The sequence below is a fragment of the Stenotrophomonas sp. P5_B8 genome (assembly GCF_054049855.1).
Map to the genome: position 1 here is coordinate 1 of NZ_JBFULO010000023.1, position 21558 is coordinate 21558.

Here is a 21558-nt window from a genome sequence, read left to right on the forward strand (position 1 = left end):
ACCACACGCCGATCGAGCTGGAGCATTTCATCGGGATCATCGAGGCGGCCGCAGGACGCCCGGCGCACAAGGTCTACAAGTCGATGCAGCCCGGCGACATGGTCCGCACCATGGCCGACACCCGTCGCGCCCATGACGCATTCGGCTATGAACCGGCCACGCCGATCGAGCAGGGCCTGCCGCCCGTGGTGGCCTGGTGCCGCGACTATTTCGGCGATCACGCCTGACACACATCTCCCAATTCATCTTCGGATAACCTCGGGAGCGGAAAATGCGCGCTCTTTTTCGATCCCGGCCCTTCGCAGAGCCCGACCATGAGCCAACCCCAGTTGTCGGTCGTCGTCCCGGTCTTCAATGAACGCGACAACGTCACCCCCCTGATCGAGGAGATCACCGCCGCCCTGCGCGGACGGATCGACTTCGAGATCGTCTACATCGACGACCATTCGCGCGATGACACCCTGGCCGTGCTGCAGGGGCTCAAGGCCGCCAACCCGGAATTGCGGGTGCTGCACCACGTCAACCAGAGCGGGCAGAGCACCGCCGTGCGCACCGGGGTGAAGCATGCACGCGCGCCGTGGATCGCCACCTTGGACGGCGACGGGCAGAACGATCCGGCCGACATCCCCAAGCTGCTGGCCGCACGTGCGGCCGCCGCCCCGGAGGTCAAGCTGTTCGCCGGTTGGCGGGTCAACCGCCAGGACTCGGGCAGCAAGCGCTGGGCCAGCAAGTGGGCCAACGCGATCCGCGCGCGCATGCTGCGCGATGACACCCCCGACACCGGCTGCGGCATCAAGCTGTTCGAACGCGCCGCGTTCCTGGACCTGCCGTACTTCGACCACATGCACCGCTACCTGCCCGCGCTGATGCAGCGTGCCGGCTGGAAGACCGTCAGCGTGCCGGTCAACCACCGCCACCGCACCGCCGGGGTGTCCAAGTACAACAACCTGGGCCGGGCGCTGGTCGGCATCCGCGACCTGCGCGGGGTGGCCTGGCTGATCACGCGCAGCAAGCGCACCGCCGTGGAAGAACGCTGATGGAGCTGCACTGGCTCGACCAACCGTTGACCTGGCTGTACTGGACCGGCCTGCACGTAACCGGCTGGAAGCTGATCGGCTATACCGGCGCGCTGATGTTCGGCGGCCGCTGGCTGGTGCAGTTCGTGGCCTCCAAACGCGCCGGCAAGCCGGTGATCCCGCGCCTGTTCTGGTACATGAGCGTGGTCGGCAGCCTGATGACCCTGAGCTACTTCCTGTTCTCGGCCAAGCAGGACTCGGTGGGTGTATTGCAGAACCTGTTCCCGGCGTTCACCGCGCTGTACAGCCTGAAGCTGGATATCGCCCACCGTGGGTGGAAGCGGGACAAGGCGGCGCATTAGGGCGGGGCGACGGAACGCGTTCCGTCAATGCCACCCCCAGGTTCATGGGGCCCGGCAGGACCTTTGAACCATGCGCAGGGCCGCCGCCGGGTGCCATCATCGGGGTTTGCCGTCTCCCGGGAACCCCTGATCGTGAAATCACCGCTCGTCACCGCGTTGCTGCTCGCCCTGGCCCTTCCTGCCGGCGGCGCCCTGGCCGCTGCGCCGGCCGCACCGACCACCGCCCCGGCCAGCCTGGCTGTTGAAAGCCCCGCCGATGCGCAGTTCCGCGCCATCTACGAAAAGGAATGGAAGTGGCGCCAGGACGGCGGTGGTGCGGCCAGCGAGGATGAAGACGGCCCGGCCAACGCCACCCGCATGCCCGACGTGGGCGAGGCCGCCCAGCAGGCGCGGCTGAAGGTCTGGGACGACGTGCTGGCCCAGCTGGACAAGGTCGACCGCAAGGCGCTGTCGCCGGACAACCAGATCAACTACGCCATCTACCGCGACCAGGTGTTCAACCTGGCTGCCGAGGTGCGGCTGGGCGGCTATGAAATGCCGTTCAACGCCGACTCCTCGTTCTGGTCGAGCCTGTCGTTCATGGCCCGCCGCGAGATGAAGACCGCGACGGATTACCGCAACTACATCGCGCGCCTCAACGATGTGCCGCGTTACTTCGACCAGCAGACCGAGAACATGCGCGCCGGGCTCAAGCGCGGCTTCAGCGTGCCGCGCGCGGTGCTGGACGGCCGCGAGGTCTCCATCGCCACCGTGTCCGAACTCAAGGACCCGACCGCCTCACCGCTGTATGCACCGTTCAAGAAGCTGCCGGCCAGCATTCCCGCCGCCGAGCAGGCGCAGCTGCAGGCGCAGGCACGCCAGGCCATCAGCGACAGCGTGGTGCCGGCGTTCGGCAAGCTGCGCACCTTCTTCGTCAGCGAGTACGTGCCGCAGGCGCGCACCACGCTGGCGGCCGAGGCGATGCCCGGTGGCGAGGCGTATTACAAGCAGCAGATCCACCAATACACCACGCTGGACCTGACCCCGCAGCAGATCCACGAGATCGGCCTGAAGGAAGTGGCGCGCATCCAGGAGGAAATGAACGCGATCATCAAGCAGGTCCAGTTCAAGGGCAGCTTCGCGCAGTTCCTCACCTTCCTGCGCACCGACCCGCAGTTCTACGCCAAGACCCCGGACGAGCTGCTGTATCGCGCCGCGTGGATCTCCAAGCGCGTGGACGGGGTGATCGGCAAGTACATGACCCTGCCGCGCGCGCGCTTCACCATCGTGCCGGTGCCGCCGGACATCGCCCCGTTCTGGACTGCCGGGCGCGGTGGCATGGGCACCTACTGGCTCAACACCTACAACCTGCCGGCGCGACCGCTGTACAACCTGCCGGCGCTGACCCTGCACGAGTCCGACCCGGGCCATGCGCTGCAGGGTGCGCTGGCGGCCGAGCACGGCGACCAGCCCGAGTTCCGCCGCACCGCCTACATTTCCGCCTACGGCGAGGGCTGGGGCCTGTACTGCGAGAAGCTCGGCGTGGAGATGGGCATCTACGAAACCCCGTACGAGGATTTCGGCCGCCTGACCTACGAAATGTGGCGCGCCGCGCGCCTGGTGATCGACACCGGCGTGCACCACAAGGGCTGGACCCGCGAGCAGGCCATCGCCTACCTGCGCGACCACACCGCGCTGAGCGAGCATGAAGTGACCACCGAAGTGGACCGCTACATCTCCTGGCCGGGCCAGGCGCTGAGCTACAAGCTGGGCGAGATCGCGATCGTGCGCCTGCGCGCCCAGGCCGAAAAGGACCTGGGCGACCGCTTCGACGTGAAGGGCTTCCACGATGCCGTGCTGCAGCAGGGCTCGGTGCCGCTGCCGGTGCTGGAGCAGCAGATCCAGGCGTACATCGCCCAGCGCAAGGCCGCTGGCTGAGTACAACGGGGTCGGCCGCGCCACGGCAGACCCCGCCAAGGTGAACCCATGCCGGCGGCTGCGATTGTGTAACGCGCAAGCCGCCGGCTACCCTGCCGGCATGTTCCGTTCTGCCCGCCCGCATTCGTCCCTGCTGCTGCGCCTGCTGATGCTGGTCGCGGTCGGCCTGGGCGTGTTCGGCACGGCGACGGCCTCGGCACTGGCCGACATCCACATCAGCCTGCATACCGATGCTGCGCCCACCGATGCGGCCACTCCGGGCAGCAGTGATCCCGATGCGAGTGACGGTGACCTGTTGCACGCGTTGGTCCATTGCGGGCATTGCCATGGTCATGGCGGCGTCCTGCCGATGGCCTCGCTGCCGTGGCTGCTGCCCACCGCGCCTGCGCACAGCGTGCCGGTCGGGTTGACCGCGCAGTTGCGCACCCAGCCGCCCGAGAGCCTGCTGCGCCCCCCGATAGCGTCCTGATGCCTTGCGGCCACGCGCCGCCGTTGTCCATCTGAACCGCTATCTGGAGAGTCCCCCATGTGGATGCGCATGGCAGCCCTGGCTGTCGTTGCGTTCGTGCCGTGCGTGTATGCGCAGGGTACGGATACGCCTGACCCGTTGACCCTCGACGCCGCCATCGCGCGCGTCGCCCACTATCACCCCGACCTGCGCCTGGCCGACGCGCAGCGCCCGATCTGGGAAGCCCGCCGCGATGCGGCGGCGCTGACGCCGCCGCTCACCGTCGGCGTCGAGCTTGAGAACGCGCTCGGCACCGGCGATGCCAGCGGCTTCCGTACTGCCGAGCTGACCGTCACCCTGGCCGGCGTGCTGGAACGTGGCGGCAAGCTGGACGCGCGTCGTGCAGTGGCCCAGGCCAACATCGACAGCCTGGCGCCGCAGCGCGAGACCGCACGCCTGGACCTGCTGGCCGAGGTCGCCCGCCGCTACCTCGCCATCACCGAGGCGCGCCAGCAACTGGGCATCGCCACCACCGACATCGAGCAGCGCAAGCGCGCGGTCGCCGCCGCGCGGTTGCGCCTGCAGGCCGGCGCCTCGCCCGAATCGGTACTGCTGACCGCACAGGCGATGCTGGCCCAGGCTGAACTGGACCGCGATCGGGCCCGCCAGGCCGACCAGTCCGCACGTGCCGCCCTGTCCGCGCTCTGGCGGCAACGCAATCCCGGCTTCAACGTGGTCACCGGCGACCCCATGCAGCTGCCGGCCCTGCAGGACTTTGCGGTGTTGGCCGAGGAACTGCAGCGCACCCCGGAACTGGCGGTACTGGCCGGTGAACGGCGCATCCGCGAGGCGCAGGTCCAGTTGGCACGCACCGCCGCGCGGCCGGATCTCAGCTGGCAGGTCGGAGTCCGCAACAACCGCGACAGCCGCGACAGCGCCTTCGTGGCCGGTTTCAGCCTGCCGCTGGGCAGCGTCGCGCGTGCCGCGCCGGAGATCCGCGCCGCCGAGGCCGAGCTGGCGCTCAACAGCGTCGAACGCGACGCACGCGCCCTGCAGCTGTACGCCACGCTGGCCGAGGCGCACGGGCGCTACCTGACCGCGCAGCTGGAAGTCACGCGTATGGCGCGCGATGTGCTGCCGCAGCTCAAGCGCGCCGAAAACGCCGCCGAGAAGGCCTGGCGCGCCGGCGCCATCAGCTACATGGAATGGGCGCAGCTGCAGGCCATGCGCATCGACGCGCGCCAACGCCAGCTCGATGCGGCCATCGCCGCACAGACCGCGTTGATCGAAATCCAGCGCCTGACCGGCCAAAGCATGGTCGCCGCCAGCGACACCCCCACGCCCCACGTGTCCACGGAGGACCGCCGATGAACCGTTCCGCACACCGCATCGCGCTGGCCGCCACGTTCCTGCTCGCTGCACTGGCCCTGACCGGCTGCGGCAAGGACGCCCCTGCAGCCGGCCCCGCCGACATCGACCCAGGGCACGCCGAAGCGGGCCACACCGACGGCGAAGACGACCATGACGCGCCGGAGCGCACCACCATCGCCGCAGCCATGGCCGAACAGGCGGGTATCCGTGTGGCCCCGGTCGCCGCCGGCACCATCGCCGACGAACACGACGTGCAGGGTCTGCTGACGCCCGTCGATGGCCGCGTGGCGCAGGTGATGGCGCGCTTCCCCGGCCCGATCCGTTCGCTGCGCGCCAACGTCGGCGACAGCGTCCGCGCCGGCCAGGTGCTGGCCAGCATCGAGAGCAACCTCAGCCTGACCACCTACACCGTCAGCGCGCCGATTGCCGGCGTGGTGCTGGCGCGGCAAGCGCAGGTTGGCGGCGTGGCGGGCGAGGGCACGGCGTTGTTCGAGATCGGCGACCTGTCCACGCTGTGGGTGGACCTGCATATCTTCGGCAACGATACCCAGCACATCACCGCCGGCGTCCCGGTCACCGTGTCGCGCATGACCGACGGTGTCAGCCAGACCACCACGCTGGAACGCGTGCTGCCCGGCACCGCCACCGCCAGCCAGAGCACCGTCGCCCGCGCCACGCTGCGCAACGACGATGGCCTGTGGCGGCCCGGTGCGGCGGTCAAGGCACGCATCGTGGTGGCGACCAAGCCCGCCGCGCTGGTGGTGCCGCTGGCTGCGGTCCAGAGCATGGACGGCAAGGACGTGGTGTTCGTGCGCGTCGGCGATACCTACACCGCCCGTGCGATCACCCTCGGCGCGCGCGATGCCGGCCAGGTCGAAGTGACCGATGGGCTGAAGACGGGCGAAGACGTCGTGGTCGAACAGAGCTACGTGGTCAAGGCCGACATCGGCAAGGCGGGGGCATCGCATGAGCATTGATCGCGTGCCGCGCGCGTCGCACCGCGGAGGACGCTCCCATGCTTGAACGCATCATCGGCGCCTCCATCGCCCATCGCTGGTTGATGATGACCCTCACCGCCGTGCTGGTCGCGGTCGGCATCTGGAGCTTCACCACGCTGCCCATCGACGCCACCCCGGACATCACCAACGTCCAGGTGCAGATCAACACCGCCGCGCCCGGCTACTCGCCGCTGGAGACCGAACAACGCATCACCTACCCGGTGGAAACGGTCATGGCCGGGCTGCCGCGCATGGAGCAGGCGCGGTCGCTGTCGCGTTACGGGCTGTCGCAGGTCACCGTGGTGTTCGAGGACGGTACCGACATCTACTTCGCCCGCCAGCAGGTGGCCGAACGCCTGCAGCAGGTGAAATCGCAGATTCCCGACGGCCTGGACCCGCAGCTGGGCCCGATCTCCACCGGCCTGGGCGAGATCTTCATGTACACCATCGACGCCGATCCAAAGGCACGCAAGCCCGATGGCACGCCGTACACCGCCACCGACCTGCGCACCCTGCAGGACTGGGTGATCCGGCCGCAGCTGCGCAATGTGCCCGGTGTTACCGAGGTCAACACGATCGGCGGCTTCCAGCGCCAGGTGCATATCACCCCGGACCCGGCGCGGCTGCGTGCGCTCGGCTTCACCCTGGAAGACGTCGCGCAGGCGGTGGAAGCCAACAACCAGAACGTCGGCGCCGGCTACATCGAGCGCAACGGCCAGCAGTTCCTGGTGCGCATTCCCGGCCAGGTGGCCAACCTGGAGGAGATCGGCAACATCGTGCTGGCCCGTCGCGAAGGCGTGCCGATCCACGTGCATGATGTGGCCGAGGTCAAGGATGGGCCGGAACTGCGCAGCGGTGCGGCCACCCAGAACGGCCACGAGGTGGTGATGGGCACGGTGGTGATGCTGATCGGCGCCAACAGCCGCGATGTCGCCCAGGCCGCGGCGGCGCGGCTGCAGCAGGCGCAGGCGAGCCTGCCCGCGGGCGTCACCGTCACCGCCAGCTACGACCGCACCGCGCTGGTGGACCGCACCATCGAGACCGTGGCCAGGAACCTGGTCGAAGGTGCGCTGCTGGTGATCGTGGTGCTGTTCCTGCTGCTCGGCAATTTCCGCGCCGCGCTGATCACCGCGGCGGTGATTCCGCTGGCGATGCTGTTCACGTTGACCGGCATGGCCCGCGGCGGCGTGTCGGCCAACCTGATGAGCCTGGGCGCGCTCGACTTCGGCCTGATCGTCGATGGCGCGGTGATCATCATCGAGAACTGCCTGCGTCGCTTCGGCGAACGCCAGCACGCCCTCGGCCGTGACATGACCCGCGCCGAACGTTTCGCCGAAACCGCCAGCGCCACTGCCGAGGTGATCCGTCCCAGTCTGTTCGGCCTGGGCATCATCACCGCGGTGTACCTGCCGATCTTCGCGTTGTCCGGCGTGGAAGGAAAAATGTTCCATCCCATGGCGATCACCGTGGTGCTGGCACTGACCGGTGCGATGGTGCTGGCGCTGACCTTCGTCCCGGCGGCGATCGCGCTGTTCCTCGGCGGGCACGTGCAGGAGAAGGAAAACCGCGTGATGGCTTGGGTGCGCCGGCGCTATGAACCGCTGCTGGCGTTCTCGCTGCGTCGCGGCCRCTGGATGGTGGCCGGTGCACTGGTGCTGGTGGTGGGCTGCGGCCTGCTGGCCACCCGGCTGGGCAGCGAATTCGTGCCCAACCTGGATGAGGGCGATGTCGCCATGCACGCCATGCGCATCCCCGGCACCAGCCTGACCCAGTCGATCCAGATGCAGAAGCAGATCGAAAACCGGCTGATGCAGTTCGCCGAAGTGGACAAGGTGTTCTCCAAGATCGGCACGCCCGAGGTAGCCTCCGACCCGATGCCGCCGTCGGTGGCCGATACCTTCATCATGATGAAACCGCGCAAGGACTGGCCGGACCCGCGCAAGTCGCGCGCGGCATTGCTGGGCGAACTGGAAGAAGCCGTGGAGCAGTTGCCGGGCAACAACTACGAGTTCACCCAGCCCATCCAGATGCGTACCAACGAGCTGATCTCCGGTGTGCGGGCGGACGTGGCGGTGATGCTGTTCGGCGATGACCTGGACACGCTGCTGGCGGTGGGCCAGCGCATTGCGGCGGTGGCGGGCAAGGTGCCCGGTGCGGCCGATGTGCGGCTGGAGGAAACCAGCGGCCTGCCGCTGCTCACCGTCACCCCCAACCGGGCCGCGCTGGCCGGCTACGGGCTCAACCCGGGCCAGGTGCAGTCGACCGTGGCCACTGCCGTCGGTGGCCAAGTGGCGGGACAGTTGTTCGAAGGCGACCGTCGCTTCGACATCGTCGTGCGCCTGCCCGAAGCGTTACGCCAGGACCCGGCCGCGCTGGCCGACCTGCCGGTATCGCTGGAGACCGCGCTGGCCGGCGAYGCCGACGAATCCAGCCGCAGCGGCAGCTGGAGCAGCGGCARTGCGCGTACCGTCCCGTTGCGCGAGCTGGCCACGCTGGGCAACAGCGAAGGGCCGAACCAGATCAACCGCGAGAACGGCAAGCGTCGCATCGTGGTCACCGCCAACGTGCGCGACCGAGACCTGGGCGGTTTCGTCACCGAGCTGCAGCAGACCATCGGCCGCGACGTGCAGGTGCCCAACGGCTACTGGATCGAATACGGCGGCAGTTTCGAGCAGCTGATCTCGGCCAGCCAACGCCTGGCAATCGTGGTGCCGCTGACCCTGATCATCATCTTCGCGCTGCTGTTCTGGGCCTTTGGTTCGGTCAAGGATGCCGCGATCGTGTTCAGCGGCGTACCGCTGGCACTGACCGGCGGCGTGCTTGCACTGGCCGCACGCGGGATCCCGCTGTCGATCTCCGCGGGCGTCGGTTTCATCGCGCTCTCCGGCGTGGCGGTGCTCAACGGCCTGGTGATGATCAGCTTCGTGCGCAGCCTGCGCGATAGCGGATTGCCGCTGGCCGACGCAGTGCGCGACGGCGCGCTCGGCCGCCTGCGTCCGGTGCTGATGACCGCACTGGTGGCCTCGCTGGGCTTCGTGCCGATGGCCTTCAACGTCGGCGCCGGCTCGGAGGTGCAGCGTCCGTTGGCCACGGTGGTGATCGGCGGCATCGTGTCGTCCACGTTGCTGACGTTGCTGGTGCTGCCGGTGTTGTACCGGTGGTTGCATCGGAAGGAAGAGGCTGGACCGGCCTGAATCGAACGGCGGCACGCCTTGCCGCGTGCCGCCATGCCGACGCCAAAGGCGGCGTCACCAATGCGACGGCTTGTCGATGGGCTTTTTCCCGGTCTGGATGCGATCTGGCAGCTGGCATGCTGCCAGTTCCTCGTCGCGAATGTGGCTCCGCGCCCAGTGCGCCTTCGCCGATAGTGATGACATCATGTTCCGGTGGGAGACCGCGCCGTCCTCTGGAGGACGTCGTGGCGTAATCACTCCAAGCCGGATGTGGGGAAAATCTGCTTTGATCGCACGAAGCATGGGTTCCACATCGCTTGTGTGTCCCCCATCGTTTTCTGGAAGCGGGCGCCATGTCGGGCCTCGTGCCCGCGCAGGAAGCAGTCCTGGGCGATGGTCGATGCATTGCCATGCGTCGAGAACCGGGCCAGGCAGAACGCGCTGAACTACCTGACCAACGTCACCTGGGACTCAGGATCCTGTTCGTGGAGCAAGCGGTGGAACAGCGCCACCCTGTCGATCCACTTATAGCGCGTTCCCCGGATACGGCCGTAGTAGAAGTTGTAGCCATCCATGTAGACGGCGGTTGCGTTGATCATGCACACGTTCCTTCGGGCATGAAAAAACCGCCTTGCGGCGGTTTTTTCGTCCCAAGCCGTTTAGCCAACTGAATGACGACGGCGAGGGCGGGGGCGTGCATCCATTACGGCAGCCCCTGCCGGGGAGGTCAAATGACCGGGTCACACTCTTTCATGGCAGTTCAACCTTGTTGTCGAGTCGGTATTCCCACCAACTGCCGGTCGATCAGATCGACTGCGTTGGCCACGCCGTTTTCGCTTTCCATCCCCCTGCCAAGTGCAGCCGCCCGCTCACGGGTCCCGGCGCGTTCGACGAAACCAATCGCATTTGCCAGGGTGTCGTGATCCAGCCGCTTCGGCGACAACGCTGCCGGTGCTACCCCCAACTGCTGCAACCGATCCGCCCAGAAGAACTGGTCGGCGGCGAACGGCATCACCAGCGAGGGCACGCCGGCGCGGCAGGCCGAGTGCGTGGTGCCGCTGCCGCCGTGGTGGATCACCAGCGCACAGCGCGGGAACAGAGCCTCGTGCGGGGTGGGGCCGACCACGAACACCTGCGGCGGCAGAGTGCCGCTGGGCACTCCGGCCCAGCCGGGAAACAGCAGCACCCGGCGCGGTGCCAGCGCCTGCAGCAGGGCGGGCAGCACATGGTCGCGGTCGAAGCCGGTCATGCTGCCAAAGCCGAGGTACACCGGCGCCGGTCCGGCGTCGAGGAAGGCCTGCAGGTCCGCCGGCGGTTGCCAGGCCAGGTCCGGGGCGCGCCATTGCCCGCAGATGCGGTGGTCGGCGGGCCAGTCCGCGGGCGGCGGCAGCAGGCTGGGCGAGATGCCGTACAGCATCGGCAGGTCGCGCCAGAGCGTGCGTCGCGGCGGCATGCCCAGCGCGCGTCGGGCGCGGTTGATCGGCCCGCGGAACGTCCGCCAGACCGCCTGGTTGACCAGCGTGTAGCTGAGCCGGTTGAGCGCGCCGGGCAGGCGTAGCCGTGGCAGGAACGGGGACAGGAACGCGCGCGTGGGGGTGAGCGGGATCATGCCGGTGCCGATCACCGGCAGGCCGTGGCGTTCGGCCACGGACATGCCCACGAACGCGGCGAGCCCGCCGGTCAGCACCGCATCGCAGCCGGCGGCCGCCGCGTCGGCCTGGCGCATCCACGCCGGCACGTGCTGGCGGGCCATCCGTGCCAGCCCGCGCGAGGCGGCCAGGGTGTCGTTGCCGCGCGATACCAGCGCCACCACCTCGTCATGGATGTCCCCTTCCAACGCCGCGTGCGGCACCCCCAGGTCGCGCGCGCTGCCGAGGGTGTCGCCTTCGGCCAGCAGCAGCACTTCGTGGCCGGCGGCGATCAGGCCATGGCACAGCATCACCAGGGGGCGGGTGTCGCCTTCGGTGCCATAGGTCAGGGCGAGCAGCCGCATGGGTGGGGTCCGGGTGGGGGAGGGCCAGTATTGCCGCCCCGGTGCAGCGGCGGCGCGAACAGGMGGGCCGGGCGCGCCCTGTGGACAACTTGCGCAGGCCCTTGGGCTGCGGCATAATGCGCGGCTCGCTGTGTCCAGAAACCTTTGGATCGGTGGCCGGGAACACGTCATCCGGCCTGCCCTCGACAGCGTAACCCTTTGATTCTCATGACGTGTGGCGGGAAACCGCCGAGGCCGCCGTCGCCCGGGCTATGGGCTGACAATTACTTTCATCGAGGTGCGCAATGTCCCGCGTATGCCAAGTTTCCGGCAAGCGAGTGCAGACGGGTAACAACGTCTCGCACGCCAACAACAAGACCCGTCGTCGYTTCCTGCCSAACCTGCACGAGCGCCGCTTCTGGGTTGCCAGCGAAAACCGCTGGGTCAAGCTTCGTGTTTCCGCGCATGCCCTGCGCACCATCGACAAGAACGGTATCGATTCCGTTCTGGCTGAGCTGCGTGCGCGCGGCGAAAAGGTCTGAGGAGTAAATAATCATGGCAGGCAAGCGCGACAAGATCCGTCTGATTTCGACGGCCAACACTGGCCACTTCTACACGACGGACAAGAACAAGAAGAACACCCCCGGGAAGATGGAATTCCTGAAGTACGATCCGGTCGTGCGCAAGCACGTCCTGTACAAGGAAGGCAAGATCAAGTAATCCGCAAGGATGCTTGAGCTTCCCCGAAAAAGACCCGCCCTCGTGGCGGGTTTTTTTTTGGTTCTTCTCTCGTCTGCGTGGTGAAAACCAAGCGCGCTGCGAACCTTTTCATGCGCGGTCGTCGGTGGGCCGGGCGCTGGGCCCCCATGCCCTTTCCGGCGAATGTCCCCCGGCCGCGATGCGGCCTCCTCCTTTATTTCGCCTCCAAGGGCATGGGGGCCCAGCGCCCGACCCACCGACCAAGGCAAGAAAACCCTGGCTTCCMCCTGCGTACCGCAAGCCGAGCCCCTTCGCGGTCGGTAGGCTCCTGGGCAAAATAAAGGAGGAGGCCGCCAGGCCGGGGGACATTTGCACCAGGGGCCTACCGGCCGCGAAGGGGCCCTCACGCGCGCGGCAGACCCAAACGGAGACGCCAGCCGATCCAAACGCACCTGCAATCCCGGCCACGCGCATATCGCCGCGTGCCATCTGCGACGTCCTTTGGAACCAGATGCTCCCTTCCATTGGAAGAAGAACTTTTTTCATGGCAGGCGCGATGGGGCTCCGACCGAATTGACGGGCAGCCGGCCAGCGGCCGGCACTACCGGGTGCATACACCGGGCATGTCAGAATGGATCGATACCTCCCGACGGGCGACGCGATGCTGTTCGAGTGGATGCTGGGCTCCTGGTTGTTGATGCTGGATTGGGTGATCCGGCTGGCCGCGCTGTTCTGGATACCCACCCGCACCACGCCCGGTGCGGCACGCAGCTGGTTGCTGCTGGTCGGCTTCGTGCCACTGCTCGGCTTGCCGCTGTACCTGCTGTTCGGCCACCCGTGGTTGTCGCGCCAGCGCGTGCAGCGCCAGGCCGAAGCCTCGCAGGTGATCCGCGAAGAGCAGGCGCTGCAGCCCCCGCTGCGCTGGACCCCGGTGCCCAACACCGCCACCGCCGAGATCGTGCCGCTGATCGAGCGGCAGGGCGACTTCATGCCCATCCACGGCAACGCCGTGGACCTGCACAGCGACTACCAGGCCTCACTGCAGGCGTTGATCGAGGATATCGACCAGGCCCGCGAGCGCGTCCACCTGCTGTACTACCTGATGTTCGACGATGCGGTGGGCGAGGCGATCGTGCAGGCATTGCAGCGTGCCGCCGCGCGTGGCGTGCACTGCCGCCTGCTGCTGGACGCGGTGGGCGCCAAGCGCGGCCTGCGCCATTATCGACGCCGCCTGCAGGCACTGGGCGTGGACGTGCGCGCGATGCTGCCCGGTGGCCTGCGCTGGCGCCGCAGCGGACGCATGGACCTGCGCAACCACCGCAAGATCGCGGTGATCGACAACCGCGTCGGCTACATCGGCTCGCAGAACCTGGCCCAGCCGGAGTTCGTCCCGGGCTTTCCCAACAAGGAACTGGTCGCGCGCGTGCGCGGCCCCGGTGTGGCGCACCTGGAGGCGGTGTTCGCCAGCGACTGGTACATGGAAACCGGCCAGCGCCTGGACGTGATGACCGCCGTGCCGGTGTGCTCGGCTGACGTCGCCACCCAGCTGTTGCCCAGCGGCCCGGCCTATCCCTTCAGCAATGCGCGCGATGCGGTCAACGCGCTGATCCATCTGGCGCGGCGGCGGATCGTGCTGGTCACCCCGTACTTCGTGCCCGATGAAGCCACGCTCAGCGCGTTGCGCATCGCCGCGCTGTCCGGCGTGCAGGTGCAGCTGATCCTGTCGGCCAGCAGCAACCAGCGGCTCACCGCGTGGGCGCAGGAGGCCTATTACGATGAGTTGCTGCGCTGTGGCGTGCGCATCGCGCTGTACGAGCCCTGTTTCCTGCATGCCAAGCACCTCACCGTGGACGAGGACATCGCGCTGGTCGGCTCGATCAACCTGGACATCCGTTCGTTCGCGCTCAACGCCGAGATCGGCATGCTCTGTTACGACACCGGCATCGTCGCCCAGCTGCTGCAGATCGAAAGCGACTACCTGCTGCAAGCGCGCCACCTCGAGCTGGACACCTGGCGCCAGCGTCCGGCGTGGCGGCGCAGTCGCGAAGGCATCGCGCGCCTGGCCGATGCGTTGATGTGAGCGTGTCGCCAGCGTGCGCGCAGGCATCGCCTACAATACCCGCATGAGCGCATCCGATTCCCACCGCCAGTGCGACCTGGCCATCGTCGGCGGCGGTGCGGCCGGCGTGCTGGTCGCGCTGCATGCCCTGCGCAGCGCGACCCGCGCGGTGCACATCGCCTTGTTCGAACCGGCCTCGGTGCTGGCCCAGGGCATCGCCTATGCCACGCCGTGGCCGGAGCATCTGCTCAACGTGCCGGCCGGCAAGATGAGTGGGCTGCCCGAGGCGTCCGAGGATTTCCTCGATTACCTGCAGCAGGTCGATGCGTTCCCCGCGGTGTCGCGTGAGGCGCTTGCGGCCGAGTATGTGCCGCGACGCTTCTACGCGACGTACCTGCAGGCCCGGCTGGAACAGGCACAGGCGGCCAGCCCGGCACGCCTGAGCGTGGTGCACGAGGCGGTGATCGGTCTGCAGCCGGCGTCGACCCCCCGGCATCTTTCGCTGGCCAATGGCGAGCAGTGGCAGGCACGCCWGGTGGTGCTGGCCTGCGGCAACAGCATGCGCCCGTTGCCGGTGCCCGGCGCCGAGGCGCTGCCGCCGGGCAAGGTCGTGGATGCCTGGGATTACGACGGCGTGCGCCTGCTGGCCGGCGATGGCGACCTGGCCATCATCGGCTCGGGCCTGAGCATGGCCGACAGCGTGGTGGCGTTGGCCAACGCCGGGCATTGTGGCCGCATCCACGTGCTGTCCCGTCACGCGCTGCTGCCGTTGGCGCACGCGCACGGCGGCGCGGCCACGTTCGATCCGCAGCCGTTGCTGGCCATGCCATTGCGACAGAAGCTGCGCGCGCTGCGCGGTCACGCACGCGATGCGGTCGCGCAGGGCCTGCCGTGGCAGAGCGTGATGGACCGGATCCGTGCGCTTGGACAGGCCCTGTGGTTGAGCCTGGAGGCGGCCGACCAGCGCCGTTTCCTGCGCCATGTGGTGCGCTACTGGGACGTGCATCGCCACCGCATCGCCGAGCAGGTAGAGGCGCAGGTGGACGCGCTGGAACGGTCCGGACAGCTGCAGCGGCATCGCGCGCGACTGGACACGGTACTGGTGCTGGACGGCACCCTGCAGGTGCACGCGCATGGCGCCGATGGCGGCCTGGCGCCCCTGCAGGTGAGTGCGTTGATCAACGCTACCGGCGTGGAAACCCGCGCCATCGCGATGCGCAATCCACTGGTCCAGCAACTGCTGGCCAATGGCCACGCGCGCCCGGGTCTGCACGGGCTTGGGCTGGATACCTCGGTGGCGCATGCTGAACTGCTCGCGGCCAACGGCCAGCCGCATCCCGACGTGCAGGTGGTGGGCAGCCTGCGCATCGGTACGCTGTGGGAAAGCCTGGCCATTCCGGAACTGCGGGTGCAGGCGCAGCAGGCCGCCGTGCGCGCGCTGGGCCGATGCCCTGCGTAGGTGGGCCAGCTGCGACACCTCGCGGTATCGGCTGACGCGAGGTATTGAAAGGGCTCATGCCTCTGTCTCGATCTTCGCATTGGTGACGGTGCGCATACCGATCTAGGCTGCTGCCTTTCAGACCGGGAATACGCATGACGTCCACCTTCGACCTGAACGCCCCACGCGGTCTCCGTGCCCAGGCGGTGACGCGCCGTCTACTGGTCGTACTGGGTGCAGGCATGCTGCTGTCTGCCTGCCGGCCAGCAGACAGTGCCGATGCCGCCGTAACCGGCGCGCCGGCCAGCGCCGCGCCGCCCGTGGCCAGGGCAGTCGATGACATTCCGGCCTGCCCGGCCGGTGCCAGCGTCATGGACGGCTGGAACGATCGCGCCCCGCCACGGCGCATCTTCGGCAACACGTGGTATGTGGGCACCTGCGGGCTGTCGGCGGTGCTGGTGACGTCCGACCAGGGGCATGTGTTGATCGACGGGGGCACCGTGGCGGCCGGTCCCCTGATCGAGGCCAACATCCGTGCACTGGGCTTCGATCCGCACGCGGTGAAGTACCTGGTGAATTCGCATGAACACTCCGACCATGCCGCCGGCCTGGCCCACCTGCAGGCGGCCACCGGTGCCCCGCTGCTGGCGCGTGCACCGGCGGTTGCCACGCTGCGCAAGGGCAGGAGCGACCGCAGCGACCCGCAGTACCTCGAACCGGGCGGGACCTTCCCGCCCGTGGCCGACGTCGCGGTGATCGGCCACGGCGAGGTGGTCCGTGTTGGTCCGTTGGCGCTGACCGCGCATGCCACGCCGGGCCACACCCCCGGCGGCACCAGCTGGACATGGCGTTCCTGCGAGGGCGCACGCTGCCTGGACATCGCCTACACCGACAGCGTCAGTGCCATCTCCGATGCGCAGTACCGCTACCTGGATCATCCAAAGATGGTGGCCGCATTCGGCCGCGGCCTGGACACCCTTGCCGCGCTGCCCTGCGACATCCACGTGACGCCGCATCCGCTGGGCAGCGATCTGTTCGCCCGCCTGGCGGGCGATGGCACGCCGCCATTGGTGGACGCGGGGGCCTGCCGGCGTTACGCGCAGAACGGACGCGCCCAGCTGGACGCGCGCCTGAAGGACGAGGCTGCCGGCCGCAAGCCCTGACGCAGGGAGGGCGCGGAGGGCGTAAAATAGCCCGATGGATGTCTCCCACTTGCTCGACGGGCTCAACCCCGCCCAGCGCGAAGCTGTGTCCGCCCCGCCCGGCCACCATCTGGTGCTTGCCGGTGCCGGTTCCGGCAAGACCCGCGTGCTTATCCACCGCATCGCCTGGCTGAATGAAGTCTGCGGCGTGCCCACCCATGGCATTTTCGCGGTGACCTTCACCAACAAGGCCGCCGGCGAGATGCGCCACCGCATCGACCTGCAGCTGCCCCAAGGCAGCCGCGGCGCGTGGATCGGCACCTTCCACGGGCTGGCCCACCGCCTGCTGCGCCTGCATTACCAGGACGCCAAGCTGCCCGACAGCTTCCAGGTGCTCGACTCGGACGACCAGCTGCGCCTGGTCAAACGCGTGGTGCAGCAGCTGGAGATCGACGACAGCAAGCATCCGCCCAAGCAGATCGCCTGGTGGATCAACGAGCAGAAGGACGAAGGTCGTCGCCYGCAGCACATCCAGCCCGAGCCGCACGATGCGTGGCTGGAAACCATGCGCCAGGCCTACATCGCCTACCAGGAGCGCTGCGACCGCGCCGGCCTGGTCGACTTCGCCGAGCTGCTGCTGCGCGCGCATGAACTGCTGCGCGACAACCCGGCGCTGCTGGCGCACTATCGCTCGCGTTTCCGCGAGATCCTGGTGGACGAGTTCCAGGACACCAACGCCATCCAGTACGCCTTCGTGCGCGTACTGGCCGGTGACAGCGGCCACGTGTTCGTGGTCGGCGACGATGACCAGGCCATCTACGGCTGGCGCGGCGCCAAGGTCGAGAACGTCCAGCGCTTCCTGAAGGATTTCCCCGGCGCGCAGACCGTGCGGCTGGAGCAGAATTACCGCTCCAGCGCCAACATCCTGGGCGCGGCCAACGCGGTGATCGCGCACAACCCGGACCGTATCGGCAAGGAACTGTGGACCGACAGCGGCGACGGCGATCCGATCGACCTGTACGCGGCCTACAACGAAATGGACGAGGCGCGTTACGTGGTCGAACGCGCGCGCCAGTGGGTGCGCGACGGCGGCAGCTACGGCGATGCCGCAGTGCTCTACCGCAGCAACGCGCAGTCGCGTGCCTTCGAAGAAGCGCTGATCTCCGAACAGGTCCCGTACCGCGTATACGGCGGCATGCGCTTCTTCGAGCGTGCCGAAATCAAGGACGCGCTGGCCTACCTGCGCCTGATGACCAACCGCAACGATGACGCCGCCTTCGAGCGTGCGGTCAACACGCCCACCCGTGGCATCGGCGACCGCACCCTGGATGAAGTGCGCCGGTTGGCGCGCACCCACGCGATCTCGCTGTGGGAGGCCACCATGCTCACTACCCAGGGCAACGAACTGGCCGCACGCGCACGCAATGCGCTGGCCGGGTTCCTGACCCTGGTCAACCAGCTGCACGGCGAAGCCGGCGAGATGACCCTGGCCGAGCGCATCGACCACGTGCTGGTGCGCTCGGGCCTGCGCGAACATTGGTCCAAGGAAAGCCGCAACGCGCTGGATTCGGAATCGCGCGCGGACAACCTGGACGAACTGGTCTCGGTGGCCTCGCGCTTCGTGCGCCGCGAAGACGACATCGAAGAAACCGGCGAGACCATGAGCGAACTGGTCGCGTTCCTGTCCTACGCTTCGCTGGAGGCCGGCGAAGGCCAGGCCCAGGCCGGCGAGGAGGGCGTGCAGCTGATGACGCTGCATTCGGCCAAGGGCCTGGAGTTCCCGATCGTGTTCCTGGCCGGCATGGAAGATGGCCTGTTCCCGAGCGCACGCTCGCTGGAAGAGAGTGGCCGGCTGGAAGAAGAGCGTCGCCTGGCCTACGTGGGCATCACCCGCGCGCGCCAGAAGCTGGTGCTCAGCTACGCCGAGTCGCGCCGCATCCACGGCCAGGAAAACTACAACGTGCCCTCGCGCTTCCTGCGCGAGATCCCGCGTGAACTGCTCAATGAAGTGCGGCCCAAGGTGCAGGTCTCACGCACCGCCTCGCTCGGCGCCAACCGGGTGATGGGGCACGCCGCGCTGGAAGCGCCGCCGCTCAAGCTGGGTGCGATGGTCAACCATCCCAAGTTCGGCGAAGGCATGGTCACCGACTACGAAGGCAATGGGCAGCATGCCCGCGTGCAGGTCGAGTTCGCCGATGCCGGCAGCAAGTGGCTGGTGATGGCGTACGCCAACCTGACCGTGATTTGAGGGTGGCGCGCCACGGATGACGCGCCACGTCCTCTTCATCTGCAGCCAGAACCGCCTGCGCAGCCCGACGGCCGAGCAGGTGTTCGCCGATTGGCCGGGTGTGGAGACCGCATCGGCCGGGCTCAAGCCCGATGCCGACGTGCCGGTCAGCCCGGAGCTGCTGCAATGGGCCGACCTGATCATCGTCATGGAGCGTGCCCACCGCAGCCGCCTGTCCAGCCGTTTCCGGCCATGGTTGGGCGGCAAGCGCATCGTCTGCCTGGATATTCCCGACGACTACGATTTCATGCAGCCGGCGTTGGTGGCGTTGCTGGAACGCAAGGTACCGCCGCTGCTGCGGTAGAGCCGAGCCATGCTCGGCTGCTCTGCTCTGCTCTGCGCGGTGCCATCGCCCCGTCCAACCGGCGCTGCCTGTTACGTAGCCGGGCATGGCTCGGCTCTACAATGGTTGGCCTTTCCTCCAGCCCAGGCCGCCTCATGACCGATTCGCCGATGCACATCACCGTCAAGTTGAACGCAAAGCTCCAGCCCGAGCATCGCCACGAGCTGTTCGAGGATCCGCTCGACGCGCTGCTGGAAAATGCAGGCCTGGGCCAGCTCACCGGCGGCGGCACGGCATTGTCCGATGAGGGTGAAGTGGAGTACGGGGATATCGAGATCGCGCTCAACGATCCGGCTTCGCTGCCGGCGGTGATCGAACTGCTGGAACAGCTGGGCGCGCCGAAGGGCTCGCTGATCCAACGTGCCGGTGAGCCGGATCAGGCGTTCGGCGTCACCGAAGGCCTGGCCCTGTACTTGAACGGCACCGACCTGCCGGACGAGGTGTACGCGCAGTGCGATTCGAACTATGTGTTCGAGCAGATCGTCGAGCGCATCGAAGGCGTGGGCGAGATCTGCAGCTGGTGGCAGGGACCGACCGAAACCGCGCTGTACCTCTACGGCGTGTCGTTCGAGACGCTGCGCGAGCGCATCGCCGAACTGGTCGCGACCTATCCGCTGTGCCAGGGCGCGCGCGTGGTGAAGATCGCCTGATCCCCGTCAAGCCATGCCGGGTTTGCGGGTAGCCGACCAACGGTCGGCTCTACGGTGTGCCGGATCCACGTAGAGCCGACCGTTGGTCGGCTGCCGTTCGAAGCACCCCAACCCTCACTCCGTATCGACCGCTCGCGCCGCCCCACGCACCTGCTCCCAGTCCAGGCCGAACAGCACTAGCCACAGACCGCTGCCGATCTCGCCCAGCGAGGCCGGCAGGGTGGCGTAGTCGGACAGCAGCGTGGTTGCATAGCCGCGGATCAGCAGCTCGCCGAACACGCTGAGCACAGCGCCCGCGCCGCCGACCATCAGCAGCGCGCCGGGCACGCGCGGGATGGCGCGCGTGCGCCACACCCGCCCGCCGCACGGCAGCAGCCACAGGCGCCAGAACAGGCTGGCCAGGAAGATGTGGCTGCTCCAGCTTTTCAGTGCACCCAGCGCCAGCGCCTGCCGCTGCGCGGCGGGAAGTGCCAGGGCGCGCGCACGGCGGGTCCGTGCGGCCTTCATCGACCGCGACTCATCCGCCCGGGTCCGGCACTCATCCCGGATTTCACCGGATTCGTCGCCTGCCGCTTGTGGCGCACACGCACCGCGCCCAGAGTCTGGCGCTGTCCGCTGGGAGCGCGCAAATGAACAAGGGAATTCCGTACCTGCTGGCTGTTCTGGTCGCGCTGACGCTGTCGGCGGGCTGGGCGGCGCCGGTGCTGGCCCTGTTCGAACACGCCTACACCTGCCTGCAGACGGGGGGCGGCCTGGACCTGGTGCGACTGCGGTGCGAAGCGCGCCCCAGCGGCCTGTGTGCGTTGCTGGCATCGTGGCCCTTCTGGACCACTGCCGGCGTGCTGGGGCTGACGGCGATTGCCGCCACGCGCCTGCCCGGCCGGCGCATGAGCCCGCGCTGACAGCCGCACCGCCGCGTCTACCCGGAACAGGGCCGGCGCGGCATCATCAGCAGCCACACCAGGAATCGACCATGGCGCTGAGCGAAAAGGAAAAGATGCTGTCCGGCCAACCCTACCGGCCGGGCGACCCTGAACTGCAGGCCGAGATGGCCGCCGCCAAACACTGGATGGTCCGCTACAACGCCGCCCTGGCCGAATCGCCGGCGGTGCGCCGCACGCTGCTGCGGGAGCGGTTGGGTGCGGTGGGCGAGGGCGCGGTGATTCGCCCGCCCTTCCATTGCGACTACGGCAGCCACATCCAGCTCGGCGAGGGCGTGTTCCTCAACTACAACTGCGTGATCCTGGACGTGGCCGAGGTCAGTATCGGCGCCGGCACCCAGATCGGGCCGGCGGTGCAGATCTATGCCGCCGACCACCCACGCGATCCGCACGCACGTGCCGACGGGCTGGAGTTGGCCAGGCCGGTGCGGATCGGCCGCAACGTCTGGATCGGCGGTGGCGCGATCGTGCTGCCCGGGGTGAGCATCGGCGACGATGCGGTGGTCGGTGCCGKCAGCGTGGTCACCCGCGACGTGCCGGCCGGTGCCACCGTAGTCGGCAATCCGGCGCGGGTCGTGCCCCGGCGCGATTGATCTGGCGCAAGGCGCAGCCTCCACACCGGGTGTGCAATGGTGTCCACCCCATTGTCACCGTGGACGGAGCCCTGCCATGTACAAGCGAATCCTGATTGCCACCGACGGGTCGGAGCTGGCCGAAAAGGGGCTGCTCAAAGGCCTGGAGC

General features: G+C 68.2%; 20 protein-coding genes and 2 pseudogenes. 19 read left to right on the plus strand and 3 right to left on the minus strand.

Annotation, left to right across the window (positions count from 1 at the left end; genetic code table 11):
• The 8 genes and pseudogenes from ACXJKH_RS02545 to ACXJKH_RS02580 form a co-directional block, all read left to right on the plus strand.
• A pseudogene (locus ACXJKH_RS02545) lies at positions 1-227 on the plus strand (protein CapI); the annotation flags it as partial.
• An 87-nt stretch (positions 228-314) separates the two neighbouring features.
• Positions 315-1037, plus strand: coding sequence for a glycosyltransferase family 2 protein (locus ACXJKH_RS02550; protein ID WP_457318182.1), 723 nt, complete (start codon positions 315-317; stop codon positions 1035-1037).
• Positions 1037-1378 (plus strand): lipid-A-disaccharide synthase N-terminal domain-containing protein, encoded by a 342-nt coding sequence (locus tag ACXJKH_RS02555; protein WP_256776297.1) that lies wholly within the window; start codon positions 1037-1039, stop codon positions 1376-1378. Before ACXJKH_RS02550 ends, ACXJKH_RS02555 begins: the two co-directional genes overlap by 1 nt.
• A gap of 132 nt (positions 1379-1510) precedes the next feature.
• A complete protein-coding gene (locus ACXJKH_RS02560) occupies positions 1511-3295 on the plus strand; it encodes a DUF885 domain-containing protein (protein ID WP_457318183.1) in 1785 nt (594 codons plus the stop codon).
• A 100-nt stretch (positions 3296-3395) separates the two neighbouring features.
• A complete protein-coding gene (locus ACXJKH_RS02565) occupies positions 3396-3764 on the plus strand; it encodes a DUF2946 family protein (protein WP_457318184.1) in 369 nt (122 codons plus the stop codon).
• Between the two features lie 57 nt (positions 3765-3821).
• Positions 3822-5114, plus strand: coding sequence for a TolC family protein (locus ACXJKH_RS02570; RefSeq protein WP_457318185.1), 1293 nt, complete (start codon positions 3822-3824; stop codon positions 5112-5114).
• The gene (locus ACXJKH_RS02575; protein WP_457318186.1) at positions 5111-6091 is read left to right on the plus strand and encodes an efflux RND transporter periplasmic adaptor subunit; all 981 of its coding nucleotides are present in this window, start codon (positions 5111-5113) and stop codon (positions 6089-6091) included. The genes ACXJKH_RS02570 and ACXJKH_RS02575 overlap by 4 nt, the downstream gene beginning before the upstream one ends.
• Before the next feature lie 38 nt (positions 6092-6129).
• Positions 6130-9306: an efflux RND transporter permease subunit gene (locus ACXJKH_RS02580; RefSeq protein ID WP_457318187.1), complete on the plus strand. Its 3177-nt coding sequence runs from the start codon at positions 6130-6132 to the stop codon at positions 9304-9306.
• A gap of 425 nt (positions 9307-9731) precedes the next feature.
• Here the strand turns inward: ACXJKH_RS02580 and ACXJKH_RS02585 are convergent, their stop codons facing one another.
• Together ACXJKH_RS02585 and ACXJKH_RS02590 are read right to left on the minus strand one after the other, a co-directional pair.
• On the minus strand, positions 9732-9884 hold the full coding sequence (locus ACXJKH_RS02585; protein WP_256776289.1) for a PIN domain-containing protein: 153 nt from the start codon (positions 9882-9884) through the stop codon (positions 9732-9734).
• A 161-nt stretch (positions 9885-10045) separates the two neighbouring features.
• Positions 10046-11278, minus strand: a complete 1233-nt coding sequence (locus ACXJKH_RS02590; protein ID WP_457318188.1) for a glycosyltransferase — start codon at positions 11276-11278, stop codon at positions 10046-10048.
• A gap of 284 nt (positions 11279-11562) precedes the next feature.
• Between ACXJKH_RS02590 and rpmB the strand changes: the two genes are divergently transcribed.
• The 8 genes from rpmB (at position 11563) to ACXJKH_RS02630 (ending at position 19875) form a co-directional block, all read left to right on the plus strand.
• Entirely contained in the window at positions 11563-11799 is a 237-nt protein-coding gene (rpmB, locus tag ACXJKH_RS02595; protein ID WP_005411638.1) for a 50S ribosomal protein L28, read from the plus strand.
• A 10-nt stretch (positions 11800-11809) separates the two neighbouring features.
• Positions 11810-11977: a 50S ribosomal protein L33 gene (gene rpmG, locus ACXJKH_RS02600; protein ID WP_172407465.1), complete on the plus strand. Its 168-nt coding sequence runs from the start codon at positions 11810-11812 to the stop codon at positions 11975-11977.
• 640 nt (positions 11978-12617) lie between these two features.
• Complete coding sequence (gene cls, locus ACXJKH_RS02605) at positions 12618-14036, plus strand: cardiolipin synthase (protein ID WP_457318194.1); 1419 nt, start codon at positions 12618-12620, stop codon at positions 14034-14036.
• Between the two features lie 25 nt (positions 14037-14061).
• A complete protein-coding gene (locus tag ACXJKH_RS02610) occupies positions 14062-15474 on the plus strand; it encodes an FAD/NAD(P)-binding protein (protein WP_457318195.1) in 1413 nt (470 codons plus the stop codon).
• Between the two features lie 134 nt (positions 15475-15608).
• Entirely contained in the window at positions 15609-16616 is a 1008-nt protein-coding gene (bla, locus tag ACXJKH_RS02615) for a subclass B3 metallo-beta-lactamase (protein ID WP_457318189.1), read from the plus strand.
• A gap of 34 nt (positions 16617-16650) precedes the next feature.
• Complete coding sequence (gene uvrD, locus ACXJKH_RS02620; RefSeq protein ID WP_457318190.1) at positions 16651-18843, plus strand: DNA helicase II; 2193 nt, start codon at positions 16651-16653, stop codon at positions 18841-18843.
• Between the two features lie 16 nt (positions 18844-18859).
• On the plus strand, positions 18860-19186 hold the full coding sequence (locus ACXJKH_RS02625) for a low molecular weight protein tyrosine phosphatase family protein (RefSeq protein WP_256777541.1): 327 nt from the start codon (positions 18860-18862) through the stop codon (positions 19184-19186).
• A 134-nt stretch (positions 19187-19320) separates the two neighbouring features.
• The gene (locus tag ACXJKH_RS02630) at positions 19321-19875 is read left to right on the plus strand and encodes a hypothetical protein (RefSeq protein WP_256777542.1); all 555 of its coding nucleotides are present in this window, start codon (positions 19321-19323) and stop codon (positions 19873-19875) included.
• Between the two features lie 114 nt (positions 19876-19989).
• Here the strand turns inward: ACXJKH_RS02630 and ACXJKH_RS02635 are convergent, their stop codons facing one another.
• Entirely contained in the window at positions 19990-20382 is a 393-nt protein-coding gene (locus tag ACXJKH_RS02635; protein WP_457318191.1) for a DUF4386 family protein, read from the minus strand.
• Between the two features lie 122 nt (positions 20383-20504).
• Between ACXJKH_RS02635 and ACXJKH_RS02640 the strand changes: the two genes are divergently transcribed.
• From ACXJKH_RS02640 to ACXJKH_RS02650, 3 genes and pseudogenes are all read left to right on the plus strand, one after another.
• The gene (locus ACXJKH_RS02640; RefSeq protein ID WP_457318192.1) at positions 20505-20777 is read left to right on the plus strand and encodes a hypothetical protein; all 273 of its coding nucleotides are present in this window, start codon (positions 20505-20507) and stop codon (positions 20775-20777) included.
• A 71-nt stretch (positions 20778-20848) separates the two neighbouring features.
• Positions 20849-21409 carry a sugar O-acetyltransferase gene (locus ACXJKH_RS02645; protein WP_457318193.1) on the plus strand — a complete coding sequence of 187 codons (561 nt, stop codon included), beginning with the start codon at positions 20849-20851 and terminating at the stop codon, positions 21407-21409.
• 76 nt (positions 21410-21485) lie between these two features.
• A pseudogene (locus ACXJKH_RS02650) lies at positions 21486-21558 on the plus strand (universal stress protein); the annotation flags it as partial.

Bases quoted from the DNA above. Each gene is read 5' to 3' on its own strand.
- ACXJKH_RS02555 (WP_256776297.1), top strand. From the start codon at position 1,037: ATGGAGCTGCACTGGCTCGACCAACCGTTGACCTGGCTGTACTGGACC.
- ACXJKH_RS02630 (WP_256777542.1), top strand. From the start codon at position 19,321: ATGACCGATTCGCCGATGCACATCACCGTCAAGTTGAACGCAAAGCTC.
- bla (WP_457318189.1), top strand. From the start codon at position 15,609: ATGACGTCCACCTTCGACCTGAACGCCCCACGCGGTCTCCGTGCCCAG.
- ACXJKH_RS02635 (WP_457318191.1), bottom strand. From the start codon at position 20,382: ATGAAGGCCGCACGGACCCGCCGTGCGCGCGCCCTGGCACTTCCCGCC.
- ACXJKH_RS02625 (WP_256777541.1), top strand. From the start codon at position 18,860: ATGACGCGCCACGTCCTCTTCATCTGCAGCCAGAACCGCCTGCGCAGC.
- ACXJKH_RS02640 (WP_457318192.1), top strand. From the start codon at position 20,505: ATGAACAAGGGAATTCCGTACCTGCTGGCTGTTCTGGTCGCGCTGACG.
- ACXJKH_RS02565 (WP_457318184.1), top strand. From the start codon at position 3,396: ATGTTCCGTTCTGCCCGCCCGCATTCGTCCCTGCTGCTGCGCCTGCTG.
- ACXJKH_RS02590 (WP_457318188.1), bottom strand. From the start codon at position 11,278: ATGCGGCTGCTCGCCCTGACCTATGGCACCGAAGGCGACACCCGCCCC.
- ACXJKH_RS02575 (WP_457318186.1), top strand. From the start codon at position 5,111: ATGAACCGTTCCGCACACCGCATCGCGCTGGCCGCCACGTTCCTGCTC.
- ACXJKH_RS02585 (WP_256776289.1), bottom strand. From the start codon at position 9,884: ATGATCAACGCAACCGCCGTCTACATGGATGGCTACAACTTCTACTAC.
- ACXJKH_RS02550 (WP_457318182.1), top strand. From the start codon at position 315: ATGAGCCAACCCCAGTTGTCGGTCGTCGTCCCGGTCTTCAATGAACGC.
- ACXJKH_RS02570 (WP_457318185.1), top strand. From the start codon at position 3,822: ATGTGGATGCGCATGGCAGCCCTGGCTGTCGTTGCGTTCGTGCCGTGC.
- cls (WP_457318194.1), top strand. From the start codon at position 12,618: ATGCTGTTCGAGTGGATGCTGGGCTCCTGGTTGTTGATGCTGGATTGG.